Below are 15,311 nucleotides of genomic sequence, written 5' to 3'. Positions count from 1 at the left end.
TTACAAAGCTAAAATAAGCTCTGTAAACGAGTTTATTCTAAAAATCTAGTATAGCCCTACTGAAAATTGTCTAATAAAAACACATAGGAGATGAGACTTTGAAATCGACATTAATCATTCTTCGTGGAAACTCCGCAAGTGGCAAAACAACAATCGCAAAGGAAATGCAAGAACATTTCGGGCAAGGAACACTTCTAGTCTCACAAGACGTTGTGCGCAGAGATATGCTAAAAGTTCACGATACAATAGGTAACTTATCTCATGATTTATTATTTGAAATTACGAAGTACGGAAAAGGAAAATGTGAATTTGTTATTTTAGAAGGTATACTGAGCAGTCGTAGATACGGTGATATGCTGAAAGAATTAATACATTTTTTTGATGAAAATACGTTTACATATTACTTCGATTTATCATTAGAGGAAACAATTAGACGCCATAACACAAGGGGAAAAAGGCATGAATTTGGTGAGGATGCATTACGGAAATGGTATAATCCTCACGATACAATTGAAGTTGCTAGAGAAACTGTATTTACAGATGATTTCACGCAAAAAGATGTATTTCACACTATTCTTAATGACGTTACACAACAAAAATAAGACTGAATCATTTGTCAGTCTTATTTTATTATGTTCCTTGTATTTCAGTTTTCATAACGGAACAATCTTTACATAAGTAATAATATATATTCATTTCCCCAAACTGAAAATCAACTACTGAAATAAGTTCCCGTTCTTCAAGATCTTGTGTAATTGTAGCAACATATTTCATCTCTTTAGAACAAGCTGGACATCCCAAATCTTCTGGAACTTCATCGTATAAAGGCGCTCCTAACAATCTACATATATATTCCGAACCGAATAAGTCAAAAGCTTCCCAGTAACTATCTTCATCAGTAGGTATATCTTCATTTTTCATATTCGTTAGCTTTACATTAGTTTTTGGAAGATTGACCGGTAGCTTATACTCAGCTTCCATAATCCACTCTTCCGTATTGTCTTGTTTTATTATTTGTACCGCTTTGCCCCCATTACTTAATTGAAAATATTGCGGCTCCCACACCATCGCACAATTCAAGCAAGAGATAAATGGTAATACAATCAATTCAGCATTTTTAAGTTCAGCAAGTTTCTCATCTTTCAAATCAAAACAAAAAATTTGATGCATTTTCTCACCGCATAACTTACACAATGGTACTTCACAATCTTGACCACCGAAATAATGATTATATGAATCTTTCCCTTCCATTACTCTATACCCTTTTATTCCATCCCAATGTTCGCCATATAATTCCATTGTCATATTCTATCCTCTTCTCGCTTATAAAGGTAATCCTCGATACTAATCTTTTAATAACTTTCGGTACATAAAACATTTTTTATTGTTGCTAATCATCATTTTTCTCATTCTTATCACCGTTATCTTTTTAGTATGAATACGATAATAAAATAATAACAATTTACAAGAAGACTGAGTTCTGTATCCATTCTGACACTATAGGGATTTGGAACGTTATAAACCCTAGTATAAGACCAAATAAAACAATTACTATTTTATGACTATTTATCTAATTGTATTTTAATAGTGATAGAAGAACAATATGGTTGTCAGAAATACAAATAAGGATTATATAATTCAATAGGGTTACTTTTACTGCTCACGGTACTCAGCAGCAAAATTAAGGTTTTACCCTTTTACATATCCTTCAAATTTTTCCAATGAATCGCATTAAGGTAAAAAATAAAAGCCAGTCTCAATAAAGAGAACTGACTTCTATTTGGATAACCATTATTATAAAACTTTTACTTTAACAGTTTGTCTTCCCCAGTTCATAGCTTTACTTTTTGAACCCATTAAAACATCAATACGATTTCCTTTAATAGCACTACCAGTATCACCAGCAATAGCTTCTCCATAACCTTCTACCCATACTTTAGATCCTAATGGGATTACCTTCGGATCTACTGCGATAATTCTCATATTAGGATTTGCCGTTAAATCATGACCCATCGCAGTTAAAACGCGTCCACCATATGTACCATTTTCACTTGGATCAGCAGTATATGCTGTCGCTACTACCGTTAATTCACGTTTAGCAGACTGTGTGTTATTTTTAGATACTTCTTGTGTCTTTGTTGCTTCTTTTGCTTTCGCTTCTTCTTTCGCTTTTTCTATTTCTCGTGCTTGCGCTTCTTTCTTAGCCTTTGCTATTTCCTGCGCTTTTGCTTCTTCTTTTGCTTTTTCTATTTCTCGTGCTTTTGCTTCTTCCTTAGCTTTTGCTATTTCTTGTGCTTTTGCTTCTTCCTTAGCTTTTGCTATTTCTTGTGCTTTTGCTTCTTCCTTAGCCTTTGCTATTTCTTGCGCTTTTGCTTCTTCCTTAGCTTTTGCTATTTCTTGTGCTATTTCTTGTGCTTTTGCTTCTTCCTTAGCTTTTGCTATTTCTTGTGCTTTTGCTTCTTCCTTAGCTTTTGCTATTTTTTGTGCTTTTGCTTCTTCCTTAGCCTTTGCTATTTCTTGTGCTTTTGCTTCTTCCTTAGCCTTTGCTATTTCTTGCGCTTTCGCTTCTTCTTTTTCTATTTCTTTTACTTTTGCTTCTTCTTTAGGCTTTACTATTTCTTCTGCTTTCGTTTCTTCCTTAACTTTTACTCTCTCTGTTACTTTCGCTTCTTCTTTAGGCTTTACTATTTCTTCTGCTTTCGTTTCTTCCTTAACTTTTACTCTCTCTGTTACTTTCGCTTCTTCTTTAGGCTTTGCTATTTCTTTTACCTTCACTTCTTTCTGCTCTTTTGTTGTTTCTTTCGCTTTTGCTATTTCTTGTACTTTTTCTTCTTTCTGCGTTTTTACTTCTTCCTTTGCTTTAACTGCTTTTTGTACTTTCGCTACTCGCTTCGTTTTCTCTTCAGCTTTCTTTTCAATTGGTGCTGTACTTGATAGGAAAGAAACATTTGCATAGGCTGTTTTTCCTTTATACTCAAATTGCAGCCATCCATCTTTTACTTGATGTGTTGATTCAATTACATCATCTTGTTTCAGTCTGCCAAGAATTTCTGATTCTGTGTTTGCTTCAGTACGTACATTTAACAAATTTGCTGTTACATGGTAAATATCTTTTGTAAACTCCGAACTTACAAATACTTCTTTACCATTTAACTCAATTTTTGACCATCCTTCTTCAGTATGTATGACCTTTAACTTTTGTCCTTCTTTTACTTTTTCGACAACTTTTGATTCCGTAGTTGGCTTTTCACGTACGTTGAGTACATCCGCTGTTACGATAGTTTCTGCGATAGCAGATGTGGTAAAAGCCCCCAATCCAAGAACTGTTGCTGTTGCTGCGCCAATTATTTTTTTCATATTAGCCTCCATTGCGTTTTTTTGAGTTCTATCAAATGCTTCCATAAAATTAGGGAATTCCACAGAGTATCAAAACATTTGTAACAGTATATTAATACCACTTAATATACTGTTTTTAAAACTTCCCACTCCAATATTATCAAATTTTCATTTCTAATTCTATACATTATAAATCTACTTATCTTCTATAAACTCTTCATGACCTTCTACTTCACACTAGATAGTTGTCGCAATTCCTGCCAAAAATAAACTTACAATTGCTAAAAATGGCGTTCCAGCTATTGCACCTCTTAAGTGAAACTTATAGTCTTTATATCCTTTCATTTCCTCAGTACTAGGAATAACAACAAATCTTGGAGTAATCCAGCAAAATATAAGCCAATCGATTATTAATAAATCTACTAAATTGAAAATCATTACAATCCCAAAAGTATGTAAATAGGCCTCAATATACAATAATTTCCCATGGTGATGTAGTATATATGTAGAGACTAAAGGCGTTCCGAAGAGAATAATATTGTAAATAATTCCGAAATAAAACGTTTGTTTTTTTTCATTTATCGATTTTGGCAAAACTACTTTTTGAATATCTTTCGGATAATCATTTAACCAAAGGCGAGGATTATAATATGTAGACCCTAATATCATAATAGACAGTATAAAAGACATGGAAATACCGACAATCACCATTTGTTCAAATTGCCACACAAATGTCCCTCCTTATTTGAAATTTTGACGTACGTAATTCACTTAATTAGACATTGTATGCATGTTATGACTTAAAAATTATCTAATACCATTAATAAAATTTTTTCATTACAATCCGCTTTTTCCTAACGTCCATTCTTATTTCTTGCAATATGCATGCAAATTTAATAAAGTGAACATCTAATTAGTGTTGTTGAATTTCGCTAATTATTACAGAGTACATATTTTTAAATTTACATAAAGATAGGATTGGTGAAACGAATGAAAATCGAACATATAGCAATTTGGGTAAATGATTTAGAATTAATGCGTACTTTCTATACAAAGTACTTTAATGGTAAAGCAAACACTTTATATCATAACGAAGCAAAGCAATTTGAATCTTATTTTATTACGTTCGAATCTGGAGCAAGGCTTGAACTTATGCGTAAAAAAGGTATAGAAAATGAGCCTAACCTTAATATTACTGGTTATGCACATATGGCATTCTCAGTTGGAAGTGAAGAACGTGTAAATGAACTAACAAAAACGTTAAAAGAAGCTGGTTCTCCTCTATTAAATGGACCACGTTTCACTGGAGATGGCTATTACGAAAGTGTAATTAGTGATCCGGAAGGCAATCAAATAGAGATCACTATTTAACTATCGTTTATCTTTTCTGAAGAACAAATAAAAATTCGTTTGGAGGAACCCTATGCATAAACTGCATTTCAAAAAATTTGAAGCAACAGATTTTAGTCCATATTTCCAGCTCGTATCAAATGAAAGAGTGATGGCACAAATTACAGAGCGTGCTATTCCGCTAGAAGAGGCACAAAACGACTATGAAAAATTGTTAAGGCGCAATGAAAAACATAAACTGTTTGGGTCTTATAAAGTTTATGACAGTGCAACAAATGAATTTATCGGCCTTGGACATGTAACAGTGAATGAAGATAATTTAAAAGAAGCTGAAATTGGGTATATGATTTTGCCAGAGCACTGGGGAAAAAGATATGGTAGTTATATTGCAAGAGAATTAATTGAAATAGCGAAGCAGACAGATGTAAGCGTACTAAAAGCAATTATCGATCCGAGCAATACCCCCTCTCGGAAGATTTTACTAAACGTTGGTTTTACATCTGAAAAAGTTTGCGAGATTGATGGATTGCCTGGGGAGATTTTGAGTACATATATTTAACTATATAAAAAGGCAATGCTACATTTGAACTAACCGTAGCATTGCCTTTATCTTTTTTTATTATAAAAGTCCCATTTTCACCTTAATACGAACTAAATCACTATTTCTTTATCTCGTCTACTACACTTTGAACTAAAGAGATAAGAGCTTTCTTTGTATCCTCATCTGTTACTTTTGCATCATCACTAAATTTAGTTCGCACAGATGGGATTAATAACGAGCCATTTTGAACGACAATTGTATCTAGCATACCTAGTGTAAGTAATAAAGATTCATGGGCTTTATCCCCTCCCGCAATTGATGGTGAAGCTGTTATAATAGCCACTGGCTTTTTATAAAGTTCCGCTGATGAAACAAGCCATTCTAAAGCATTCTTCAAAACTCCTGGAATACTTTTTGCATACTCTGGTGTACAAATAATAAGTGCATGTGCTTCACTTAATGTCTTTCGAAATTCTTCAACAACAACCGGTGCTCCAACTCGATCTACATCCGGATTAAAATGAGGTAGTTCCTCTATCCCATTATAAATAGTGTAATCTATACCTTCTGGAATAAATGCTGCTAAAGTTTTTAATATGTTTGTGTTGGATGATCCTTCCCTAATACTTCCTGAAATCGCTATGATTTTTTTGTGTATACTCATATGATCCCCTCCTACAAACATCATACTTATGCAGCCATAGAAAAATCAAAAATATTGAACTATTTAACAAGCTGTACATTCATCAATTTTGACATCTTGCTTTTGATTCCCTAATAAAAATACTACTGTCTATAAATATCTTTACTTGTTAATTTATAAATAACTCGAAAGGCTTCTTGGTCTCCAGACTCCATTTTATTCAGCCATTCTTTTAATTCTACTTCATCCAAAATTACGTTACCCTCTCATGATCTTTCACACTATATTCGCCCGTTTCTCACAAAAGGTTCATTTTACATAAAAATTTATTTATTACAATAAAGACATGCTGTATATTTTACAGAAAGGAGGATTCGTATAATGAACAAAGAAGACAAACTTTATGCTGAAAATGTATTAAAACATCTCTTCATAGGAGCACAAGTTGATGGATTGCAATTTGGTATTTCTCCAGCAACTATAAAGATTCATTTTACAGATTTTGAAGCCACCGTTGATTATGACGGGCAATTATATGTCAACATCGAATCGAAATGGTGTTTATTTCATACTCCACCTGAAAAATATCCATCTAATGAGGGTGAATTTGACGATTATACTGAGGAAGAAGAATATAAGATAATATTTGAAATGAGAAGAAAAAAAGTTACAGACATACAACTAGGTAAGGCAACTCCGCATTTAATTATTACATTTAAAAATGGGCAAATCATGTTTGTAAATGGTTTTCATGATCACTATGAATGCTGGCAAGCTGGGGTCCAATTTGAGGATTGGTTTGTAGTTGCTGCACCTGGAAATGAAATCGCTACTTGGACTCCCGATGAATTTACTAATAAATAAGCTGTCAGAAATCACAATATAAAAAGTATATCTTGCACAAGGGGAAACAGATTTACGTAAATCAATTGATGGACTAGCGACTGTTGTAAAAGAAGAATTTGAAATTTAAAATCACCTCGTTTTAACAGGAAAAAGTGGCATTTTTACTATTTCTAATGTTCGCTAATGCTTATTGCGTGATTTGGTTCCATTGCTACACAAACCCCAATACCCACCCTTAGCTTGATGGGCATGTATAGTGCCCCCTATTAGCATCAACGAGAAGGAATAGACCTTGTAAAAAAACATTTATAATTCCACTGATACGCAGAAAAATAAAAAGAGAATAATTCAGAAATTCCCTATGAATCATTCTCTTTTTATTTTCATATTTTAACATGCTGGATATGCCTTAGAACCCAAATAACGTTCTTTTACAAGTTGACGATGATGAAGCTCATGACCAGCAATTATGTTTGCTAATGCAAGAACCGTGACTTCAGAATTGTTCGCAATTCCCCTTTGTAACCAAGCTTCTTTATCTAAACTTTTAAGCAAATGCATAGTAGATTGGCGAACAACTATTAAATTCTCAAGAAGATCTTGCATAGATTGCTTATCAAAAGCTGCTCTAAGAACATACATATCATCGTTATATCCAGGAAGTTCTGCTGTCTCGCCTCTTGCTATGGAAAGCAATCGATACGCCATGATACGTTCAGTATCCGCAATATGACCGATTACTTCTTTGATACTCCATTTATTAGGAGCATATCTAAAATGTCCCTCACTATCAGAAATATCCTTCAATAAAAGATTCGTTTCCTTCATTTGTTGCTCTAGAATATGTATGATATCTCCATCTGGTATTAAGTTTATGTACGTTGAATAATACGGGTTATATTCATTTGCCTCTGGTCTCTTTTGCATGCTTATCATCCTTTTTATTTTATCCTTATATACAAGTTATCATAAATTATTATCATATTAATCAAAAAAATTAATTTTAAAACAAAATGGCCCCATCCTATATAGGATTACATTAACAAAGCGGCTTATCCCCAAGCCCCCAACTAAACCATCTCCCATGCCCTTCCGTTTCCCCAACAGTTTCACAATATTCGTTTCCGTTAATATAATAATCAATATGAAGGTCACGGTCCCACATGTTGTTATATAGGTGGAATACATCACGTTTTGCACCTATTTCTTTAATTTGTTTTTCTAGCTTATGTTTTACATTTTCAGGTATTTGATTTGCGACGTGTGTATGGAAAATGCAGATTACAGCATCTTCCCTTATTTGATTTGCAATGGCTGGAAGAAGTGCTACACCGTCCCCTTCAATTAATTGTACTGATTTTTCTTTTACAAGCGTTGCTGCTTGATAGAATAGTTCAAGTCTTTCTTTATGTTCTGGCCAAATAAGCGCGCGTAACCATAAATAATCTTCTTCATCATTTAAATTATTCACATGTAAATCTAGTCCGATTCTTTCCATAACAGGTGGACTTTGTTCTAAAAAGGAGGGCTTCTTCTCCCCTTTTATTTCTGATTGTAAATGAACATTTGATTGTCTATTTCCATACATTTCTTCCGTTCCATATGAATAACGATATTGATCCCAAAATAGTTGTAATCCCGCACTTGTACCAATTTCTATTAACGCCAATGGTTTGTTCACTTTATTAAATATGTAACAGAAACTTGGATATAAATAGGCACATCGTCTTACTTCATTCGTTTGAACAAGTTTCGTTTGTAATAAAGAGATAATTTCTTCTCGATATACATGGCAAAAATCTTTAAATTGGTAAAAGGCATTTTCAAAATTTATATCAGCATTTTCAACTAAACTTTGATAATAGTTTTTTAAACTGTGCTCTTTTCCTTTTAACAATAAATAATGGACTGCACCTAATAATAAGTTTGGGACTGGTTGACCAGGTTGTGCGTAGGAAGCTAACGTAAGAACTTCCTCATCTTCAGAAATTTTTATTGATAAATATTCGTATAAGTCACTAGATCCTTTACATTCATTCACAGAAAAATTTCGAAATAAGTTTGCGACTTGTTCTTTTGTAAGCATTGGTATCCCTCCTTATTTTTTTCAGAATAATCTTATCATTTATTTGTTATTTACTCTATTTTTTCAAATTAGATGTTACAAAAATAGAATTTTACTAGTTTTCAAAGATAAAACATAAAAATAGAAGTTTTTTTGAGATAACATCAAAATGGAATTCTTCTCCAAATTCCGCTTTACTACTATGCTTTTTACCCTTATGACAGAAGAATTCTATGAAATAAAACGTTAAATAGTTTAAAATTATCAGATAACACTAGATATTTTAGTCTATTAATTATTATAATAGACTATGAGATGGTTATATAATTGAGACAAAAAAGGTAAATACCTAGGTGGGGCCTAGGCGGTGTTTTCTTTTTACGGCTTAGATATAAAAAACACCTACTCTTTTTTGCCAATATAGGGGATGGAGAGATTATCATGAGCAACATGCAGCAAAAAACAGACGTTATCTTAATTGGCGCAGGAATTATGAGCGCAACGTTAGGATCATTACTTAAAGAATTGGCACCTGAATGGGAAATTAAAGTATTTGAAAAACTCGCTAATGCCGGAGAAGAAAGTTCTAACGAATGGAATAATGCTGGTACAGGACATTCTGCGCTATGTGAGCTTAACTATACATCCGAAAAATCTGACGGGTCTATAGATATTGGTAAAGCTGTAAAAGTAAATGAGCAATTTCAACTTTCAAGACAATTTTGGGCTTATCTTGTAAAAAGAAACTTAATTCGTAATCCACAAGATTTTATTATGCCACTACCTCATATGAGTTTGGTGCAAGGGGAAAAAAATGTAGAGTTTCTAAAAAAACGTTTTGAAGCGCTTTCAAAAAACACTCTATTCCAAGGAATGGAATTTTCTGATGCACCTGACACATTAAAAAAATGGCTTCCACTCATTATGGAAGGTCGTAATTCTAATGAACCTATGGCTGCAACGAAAGTTGACTCTGGAACAGATGTTAACTTCGGTGCGTTAACGCGCATGTTATTTGATTACTTAAAAACTAAAAATGTTGAGCTAAACTACAAACATAGTGTTGAAAATATTAAACGCACGAAGAATGGTTTGTGGGAAGTAAAAGTACATGATATGAATAGTGGTAAAATCGAACACCATACTGCAAAATTCGTCTTTATCGGCGGCGGTGGCGGTAGCCTACCTCTACTTCAGAAGACTGGTATTCCTGAGTCAAAACATATTGGAGGATTCCCAGTAAGTGGACTATTTATGGTATGTAAAAACCAAAAAATTGTAGAGCAGCATCATGCAAAAGTATACGGAAAAGCTAAAGTTGGTGCTCCGCCAATGTCTGTACCTCACCTTGATACAAGATATATAGACAACAAAAAAGCTTTACTGTTTGGACCATTTGCAGGTTTCTCACCTAAATTCTTAAAAACTGGCTCAAACCTTGATTTAATTGGTTCTGTAAAACCGAATAACGTCTTAACGATGTTAGCAGCCGGTGTAAAAGAAATGGGATTAACAAAATACTTAATCCAACAAGTTATGTTATCACACGAAAAGCGTATGGAAGAATTACGTGAGTTTATTCCGAACGCTAAAAGTGAAGATTGGGATACTGTCGTTGCTGGACAACGTGTGCAGGTAATTAAAGATACTGATGCAGGTGGGAAAGGAACACTTCAATTTGGTACGGAAGTTGTTAGTGCAAATGACGGATCAATCGCTGCGTTACTTGGCGCTTCTCCAGGTGCTTCTACTGCTGTTCACGTTATGCTTGAAGTATTAGAAAAATGCTTCCCAGAACGTATACTAGAATGGGAGCCAAAGATAAAAGAAATGGTCCCTTCTTACGGCGTGTCACTTACGGAAAATCCAAGACTGTTCCAAGAGCTTCACGCTTCAACAGGACGCACACTTGGGTTAAATGAAAAAGAAGCTGTTCACAATTAATGAATAGATTAAAAAAACGACATAATAAAAACGTCCGATATATTCGGACGTTTTTATTTTCTACTAGAAAGTATACTTATCAATATTATCCTTCGTAAATACAACTCGTTCAGGTAATACGATAATACCATTTCCTTCTGCCTCATAATCATACCCTTGAATAGAGTTCGGCTCTACTTTCACTTTTCCGATTCCTTTTACTTCAAAGCTATCCCCGACTTTTAACTTCTTCCCTTTTACAACAATTTCATTTGCAACATACGTTGCGAGGGCACCTTGTTGTTTTACATCCCATAATCCAAATTGTTGTACTGTTCCTCGTTTTACATAATCACGCATAACGTTCGGTGTCGAAAATCCCGTTACGACTACTTTCTTATCCATTTTCAAATTCTCAGCTGCTTGCGCCATTGCTGGTAGTGCTGTTGCATCTGGACATATTACTGCGTTAATATCTGGATAAGTTTTTAAAATACTCTCCCCTACCGATAAAGATTTTTGCGCATTATTTTCACCGTATTGCGTCGTTACAATTTCCCAATTCGGATATTTTTCTTTAATAATCTCTTTCGCCTTCGTTACCCATTGATTTTGATCTGTTACAGTCGGGCTTGAATAAAAGAATGCGACCTTCCCTTTATCTCCAATTTGCTTAGATGTCATTTCTATTAATAACTTTGCTAGTTGGTCTGGTGTACCTTGGCTAATATAAAACGAACGGTCTTTCGGATTCACATCAGAATCCCACGTTAATACGGTCATCCCCTTTTTCTTTGCACGTTGTAATGATTGCGAGAGACCCTCAACTGACGTAGATGAAACCATAATTGCATCGTAGTTTTGATTAATAAAATTGTTTATATATTTTACTTGCCCTGATACGCTCGCTTCAGAAGGTCCATCATATTTCACTTGTACACCTAACTTATCTCCCATCTCTTTTGCACCTTCACCGCCTGATGTAAAGAAGCCAACTCCCGTTAATTTCGGAATGAATGCAAATTTTACATCATCTGCTTTTTTCTTGTCCGCTGTTTGGCTAGAACAAGCAATTAAACCGATTAAACAAATACACATAATAATAACAATCCCCAGTTTTCTCTTCATGACATTTCCCCCTTATGCAAATTCCTTCTTTTCCCCGTAGTGAATCGTTGTAATTTAAAATGTCTCATAATAACAGAAACAATAAGGATAATACCTATTACTACATTAGATTGTTCATTCGTTAAGCCCGTCATTTGTAAACCGTACTGCATGAGTCCTATAAAAATACTCGCTAGTACTGTCCCAATAATACTCCCTTTTCCGCCTGTAATAAGTGTACCGCCTAATACAACTGCCGTAATTACTGGCAAAATCGTTTCACTTCCAATATCTGCACGAGCTGAACCGAAATAAGCTGTTAAGAAAGCTCCTCCTAATCCACCTCCTAACCCAGAAAGTACGTAAGCAATAATTACTACTTTCTTCGTTCGAATGCCGGAATATCTCGCCGCACTTTCATTTGCGCCAGTTAATTTTGCGTAGCGACCATATGTTGTACGGTGAAACAATATCGTAAATACTATCGTTAAAATGACAAGGAGCCATAATAGATTAGGTATACCGATAAAACTACCATTTGCCATTTGCACATACGAATCTGGTAAACCACTTATTCCTTCATAGCCCGCTGCACCCGAACCACCTGAAATAACAAGGGCGATTCCTGCATATAAAAACATCGTTCCAAGTGTAACGACAAGAGGTTCTACATCTGTCATTTTTATAATAAGTCCATTTAATCCGCCCGCTATGCAACTTATTACGAGCGCAATGATAACGGCCAACAGTATAGGCATGCCATTCATCCAAAGTGCTCCGATAAGAATCGAAGTAAGCCCCATAATAGATCCTACTGATACATCAATTCCGCCAGTTACAATGACAAATGTCATCGGAATAGCCGCGATTGAAATAATGAGGAAATCGTTCATACTAAAAAGGAGGTTACTAATGTTTAAGAAATCACTATTTATGAAACTAAAGAGAATGAGTTCTACGAGAAGCAATATGAGAAGAACCCCTTCCCATCTATATAAACTACGTATTCCCCTCATAGATTCACCCTTCTTTCTTCTAGTTGCCGGAGTTTCTTCCATTTTTTCAAGACACTATCTAATATGATGATGAGTAAAAGTAAAAATCCTGAAATAGCACTATTCCAAAATGCAGGTATTTTTAAAAAGACGAGTGAACTGCTTATCACTTCTAAAAAAAATGCACCTAATGCCGCTCCAAATATAGAACCTGTTCCTCCTTTTAAATGTATACCACCTAAAACAGCAGCGGCGATAACTTGCAATTCTATCCCTGTACCTGTTTGATTTGGAACGAATCCAATATTCATTACGAATATACATCCAGCGAGCCCAGCGCTTATGCCTGATATGATAAACGCGTATATTTTCACTTTATCTACATGTATTCCAATAAGCCTTGCACCATCTTCATTATCACCGACAGCATAAAAATATCTTCCAATTTGTACTTTCATTAAAAAGAAATATAGTAGTAGTAATATGATAAGAACGGTCCATACCGTTACCGGAATGCCTAACATCATAATAGAAGAAATTTGTTTATACTCATTCGGAATATCTTCAATCCACTTTCCGCCCGTGAATAGTAACATTGCACCTCTAATAATACCGAGCATTCCTAATGTCATAATGATAGCTGGCACTCGAAATTTCGTAACGCCAATTCCATTTACCATACCAATAAGAGCACCAAGTATAATTGCCACAAATATTGAAATAAAGGCACTGTATCCATCTGTTAACAACATCCCGCAAACCGCAGCGCTTAATCCCATAATAGATCCTACTGATACATCTATGTTTTTCGTAAACAATACGAAAGATTGACCAATTGCCAAAATAACTAAAATAACGCTTGATTTCATAATTAAAGATAAAGAGCTAAACTGAACAAAACTAGGATTCATTACTCCAACGAAGGCTATGTAAAGAAGTAATAAAATAATAATAGACGTCTCATGCATTTTAAATAAACGGTTCACTCCGTTACACCTCCCTTTCCTCCGTACGCAAGGCGTGTAACTTCATCAATACAAATTTCCTTCTTCTCCAAATGAGAGACGAATCCTCCGTTTCTCATCACATAAACACGATTCGCTAATTGAGCGATTTCTTCCATATCTGAAGAAATTAATATGAGCGCAAGTCCCTTTCTCTTCAAACTTTGTATCGTTTCGTATACTTCTAATCTTGCTTTCGCATCAATACCACGGGTCGGTTCATCAAGAATAATCACTTTCGGATTACATGCAAGATATTTCGCTAGCACGACCTTCTGTTGGTTCCCACCTGATAAAGACGTCAGCTCTTCATTCATATGAGGGACAACAATTCTAAACTGTTTTATACACAATTCAGATAAAGCGCTTTCTTTTTTGCTATTTAAAAAGAAGCTACTCATACTGTTTAAAGATGCAGATGTTATATTTTCTTTCACAGACGCAATTGAAAAAATGCCATTCCCTGCCCGGTCCTCCGGTACATACACCATACCTTCCTTTATTCGCTTATGTACCGAATACTTCGTAATGGATTTTCCCTCTAATAAAACAGAACCTGATTTCAAAGGCATTAATCCAAATATTGATTCAGCTAATTCAGTCCTACCTGATCCGACGATACCTGCAATCCCGACAACTTCTCCAGCGTGTACAGTTAATGATACATTTTGAAACGCATAACTAGACGCATTCGTGACATCTAATACTTTTTCCGAATGCTCTATTTCTTCTTGCGTGATTTCTTTCTTCTCCTCAAGTTTATAACCTTTCGGTAATAACCCCTCCATTAGCATGTCATATGTATAGCTTGATACATCCCCTTGACTTACAATCATTCCGTCACGCAAAATCGCTACTTTATTCGCAATTTCAAAGATTTCTGGAAAACGATGCGTAATGTAAATCATGCCAATTCCTTTTTCTTTTAAACTTTTCATCAACACAAAAAGACTCTTAATTTCGTGAGTTGTTAATGTCGATGTTGGCTCATCTAAAATAAGAATCTCAGCTTCTCTTATTAATCCCCTCAATATTTCTACTAATTGTTGCTGGGCAATGGATAACGATAACCCTAGCTCATGAAGTTGAATGTTCCAACCTAAGCCTTCTAGCAACTTATTAATTTTATTTCTAAGTTCTTTCTTTTTCGCTTTCATTCCGATACAAATGTTCTCTTCAATTGTCATATGCGGAAAGATGAGTGGCTCTTGTGGTATTAAATATATGCCATGTTGATGTGCTTCTGCTGTGTTTGAAAACTGTTGTATTTCCCCTTTCACATACATTTTGCCAGCATCGTATGAATACAAACCCGTTAATATTTTCATTAACGTTGATTTCCCGGCACCATTTCCTCCAACTAAAGCGTATATATCTCCACGCTCTAATTGTAAATTGACTTCTTTTAATACGAGTTGATCTGCAAATGATTTACTCATCTTTGTAACTTGTAATAAGGGCACGCTCTCCACATGTTGTCACCTGCCTTTATGCAGAACAT

15 protein-coding genes and 2 pseudogenes are annotated in these 15,311 nt (G+C 34.7%); 6 read left to right on the top strand and 11 right to left on the bottom strand.

Annotation, left to right across the window (positions count from 1 at the left end; genetic code table 11):
- Positions 1–98: 98 nt before the first annotated feature.
- Positions 99–602, top strand: coding sequence for a kinase (locus tag MHH66_RS11930; protein ID WP_078184945.1), 504 nt, complete (start codon positions 99–101; stop codon positions 600–602).
- 28 nt (positions 603–630) lie between these two features.
- Here MHH66_RS11930 and MHH66_RS11925 read toward each other — a convergent pair whose 3' ends face one another.
- The 3 genes from MHH66_RS11925 to MHH66_RS11915 form a co-directional block, all read right to left on the bottom strand.
- The gene (locus tag MHH66_RS11925; protein WP_078184944.1) at positions 631–1,305 is read right to left on the bottom strand and encodes a hypothetical protein; all 675 of its coding nucleotides are present in this window, start codon (positions 1,303–1,305) and stop codon (positions 631–633) included.
- A 489-nt stretch (positions 1,306–1,794) separates the two neighbouring features.
- Positions 1,795–3,357 carry a cell wall-binding protein EntB gene (gene entB, locus MHH66_RS11920; protein ID WP_100248596.1) on the bottom strand — a complete coding sequence of 521 codons (1,563 nt, stop codon included), beginning with the start codon at positions 3,355–3,357 and terminating at the stop codon, positions 1,795–1,797.
- Between the two features lie 216 nt (positions 3,358–3,573).
- Entirely contained in the window at positions 3,574–4,065 is a 492-nt protein-coding gene (locus tag MHH66_RS11915) for a nitroreductase (RefSeq protein WP_078184942.1), read from the bottom strand.
- A gap of 261 nt (positions 4,066–4,326) precedes the next feature.
- On the opposite strand from MHH66_RS11915, the gene MHH66_RS11910 reads away from it, so the two are divergent.
- Both MHH66_RS11910 and MHH66_RS11905 read left to right on the top strand, forming a co-directional pair.
- Positions 4,327–4,707 carry a VOC family protein gene (locus MHH66_RS11910; RefSeq protein WP_078184941.1) on the top strand — a complete coding sequence of 127 codons (381 nt, stop codon included), beginning with the start codon at positions 4,327–4,329 and terminating at the stop codon, positions 4,705–4,707.
- 52 nt (positions 4,708–4,759) lie between these two features.
- Positions 4,760–5,245 carry a GNAT family N-acetyltransferase gene (locus MHH66_RS11905; protein ID WP_078184940.1) on the top strand — a complete coding sequence of 162 codons (486 nt, stop codon included), beginning with the start codon at positions 4,760–4,762 and terminating at the stop codon, positions 5,243–5,245.
- A gap of 100 nt (positions 5,246–5,345) precedes the next feature.
- Here MHH66_RS11905 and MHH66_RS11900 read toward each other — a convergent pair whose 3' ends face one another.
- Both MHH66_RS11900 and MHH66_RS11895 read right to left on the bottom strand, forming a co-directional pair.
- Positions 5,346–5,891: an NADPH-dependent FMN reductase gene (locus tag MHH66_RS11900; protein ID WP_002189990.1), complete on the bottom strand. Its 546-nt coding sequence runs from the start codon at positions 5,889–5,891 to the stop codon at positions 5,346–5,348.
- Between the two features lie 90 nt (positions 5,892–5,981).
- Positions 5,982–6,121, bottom strand: a pseudogene (locus tag MHH66_RS11895) (sigma-70 family RNA polymerase sigma factor); the annotation flags it as partial.
- 130 nt (positions 6,122–6,251) lie between these two features.
- Between MHH66_RS11895 and MHH66_RS11890 the strand changes: the two are divergent.
- Both MHH66_RS11890 and MHH66_RS28585 read left to right on the top strand, forming a co-directional pair.
- Complete coding sequence (locus tag MHH66_RS11890; protein ID WP_063218351.1) at positions 6,252–6,734, top strand: hypothetical protein; 483 nt, start codon at positions 6,252–6,254, stop codon at positions 6,732–6,734.
- Positions 6,735–6,768: 34 nt separating this feature from the next.
- Positions 6,769–6,843: pseudogene (locus MHH66_RS28585) on the top strand (hypothetical protein); the annotation flags it as partial.
- 263 nt (positions 6,844–7,106) lie between these two features.
- Here the strand turns inward: MHH66_RS28585 and MHH66_RS11885 are convergent.
- Positions 7,107–7,643, bottom strand: a complete 537-nt coding sequence (locus tag MHH66_RS11885; protein ID WP_016101170.1) for a DinB family protein — start codon at positions 7,641–7,643, stop codon at positions 7,107–7,109.
- Between the two features lie 112 nt (positions 7,644–7,755).
- Positions 7,756–8,802, bottom strand: coding sequence for a DUF2332 domain-containing protein (locus MHH66_RS11880; RefSeq protein WP_063218350.1), 1,047 nt, complete (start codon positions 8,800–8,802; stop codon positions 7,756–7,758).
- A gap of 420 nt (positions 8,803–9,222) precedes the next feature.
- Between MHH66_RS11880 and MHH66_RS11875 the strand changes: the two genes are divergently transcribed.
- On the top strand, positions 9,223–10,725 hold the full coding sequence (locus MHH66_RS11875; protein WP_078184939.1) for a malate:quinone oxidoreductase: 1,503 nt from the start codon (positions 9,223–9,225) through the stop codon (positions 10,723–10,725).
- A gap of 63 nt (positions 10,726–10,788) precedes the next feature.
- On the opposite strand, the gene lsrB is transcribed toward MHH66_RS11875, so the two are convergent.
- The 4 genes from lsrB to MHH66_RS11855 are packed head-to-tail and all read right to left on the bottom strand — an operon-like array spanning position 10,789 to position 15,282.
- Positions 10,789–11,832, bottom strand: a complete 1,044-nt coding sequence (lsrB, locus tag MHH66_RS11870) for an autoinducer 2 ABC transporter substrate-binding protein LsrB (protein WP_078184938.1) — start codon at positions 11,830–11,832, stop codon at positions 10,789–10,791.
- Positions 11,829–12,827 carry an ABC transporter permease gene (locus MHH66_RS11865; RefSeq protein ID WP_078184937.1) on the bottom strand — a complete coding sequence of 333 codons (999 nt, stop codon included), beginning with the start codon at positions 12,825–12,827 and terminating at the stop codon, positions 11,829–11,831. Before MHH66_RS11865 ends, lsrB begins: the two co-directional genes overlap by 4 nt.
- Positions 12,824–13,792, bottom strand: coding sequence for an ABC transporter permease subunit (locus MHH66_RS11860; protein ID WP_002142273.1), 969 nt, complete (start codon positions 13,790–13,792; stop codon positions 12,824–12,826). The genes MHH66_RS11865 and MHH66_RS11860 overlap by 4 nt, the downstream gene beginning before the upstream one ends.
- Positions 13,789–15,282: a sugar ABC transporter ATP-binding protein gene (locus MHH66_RS11855; RefSeq protein WP_078184936.1), complete on the bottom strand. Its 1,494-nt coding sequence runs from the start codon at positions 15,280–15,282 to the stop codon at positions 13,789–13,791. The genes MHH66_RS11860 and MHH66_RS11855 overlap by 4 nt, the downstream gene beginning before the upstream one ends.
- Positions 15,283–15,311: the final 29 nt, after the last annotated feature.

Origin of the sequence: Bacillus sp. FSL H8-0492 (assembly GCF_038006145.1) — a bacterium.
Classification (GTDB): domain Bacteria; phylum Bacillota; class Bacilli; order Bacillales; family Bacillaceae_G; genus Bacillus_A; species Bacillus_A mycoides.
This window is presented reverse-complemented; position numbering and strand designations above follow the sequence as displayed.

Bases quoted from the DNA above. Each gene is read 5' to 3' on its own strand.
- MHH66_RS11890 (WP_063218351.1), top strand. From the start codon at position 6,252: ATGAACAAAGAAGACAAACTTTATGCTGAAAATGTATTAAAACATCTC.
- entB (WP_100248596.1), bottom strand. From the start codon at position 3,357: ATGAAAAAAATAATTGGCGCAGCAACAGCAACAGTTCTTGGATTGGGG.
- MHH66_RS11875 (WP_078184939.1), top strand. From the start codon at position 9,223: ATGAGCAACATGCAGCAAAAAACAGACGTTATCTTAATTGGCGCAGGA.
- MHH66_RS11900 (WP_002189990.1), bottom strand. From the start codon at position 5,891: ATGAGTATACACAAAAAAATCATAGCGATTTCAGGAAGTATTAGGGAA.
- MHH66_RS11880 (WP_063218350.1), bottom strand. From the start codon at position 8,802: ATGCTTACAAAAGAACAAGTCGCAAACTTATTTCGAAATTTTTCTGTG.
- MHH66_RS11885 (WP_016101170.1), bottom strand. From the start codon at position 7,643: ATGCAAAAGAGACCAGAGGCAAATGAATATAACCCGTATTATTCAACG.
- MHH66_RS11910 (WP_078184941.1), top strand. From the start codon at position 4,327: ATGAAAATCGAACATATAGCAATTTGGGTAAATGATTTAGAATTAATG.
- MHH66_RS11925 (WP_078184944.1), bottom strand. From the start codon at position 1,305: ATGACAATGGAATTATATGGCGAACATTGGGATGGAATAAAAGGGTAT.
- lsrB (WP_078184938.1), bottom strand. From the start codon at position 11,832: ATGAAGAGAAAACTGGGGATTGTTATTATTATGTGTATTTGTTTAATC.
- MHH66_RS11865 (WP_078184937.1), bottom strand. From the start codon at position 12,827: ATGAGGGGAATACGTAGTTTATATAGATGGGAAGGGGTTCTTCTCATA.
- MHH66_RS11905 (WP_078184940.1), top strand. From the start codon at position 4,760: ATGCATAAACTGCATTTCAAAAAATTTGAAGCAACAGATTTTAGTCCA.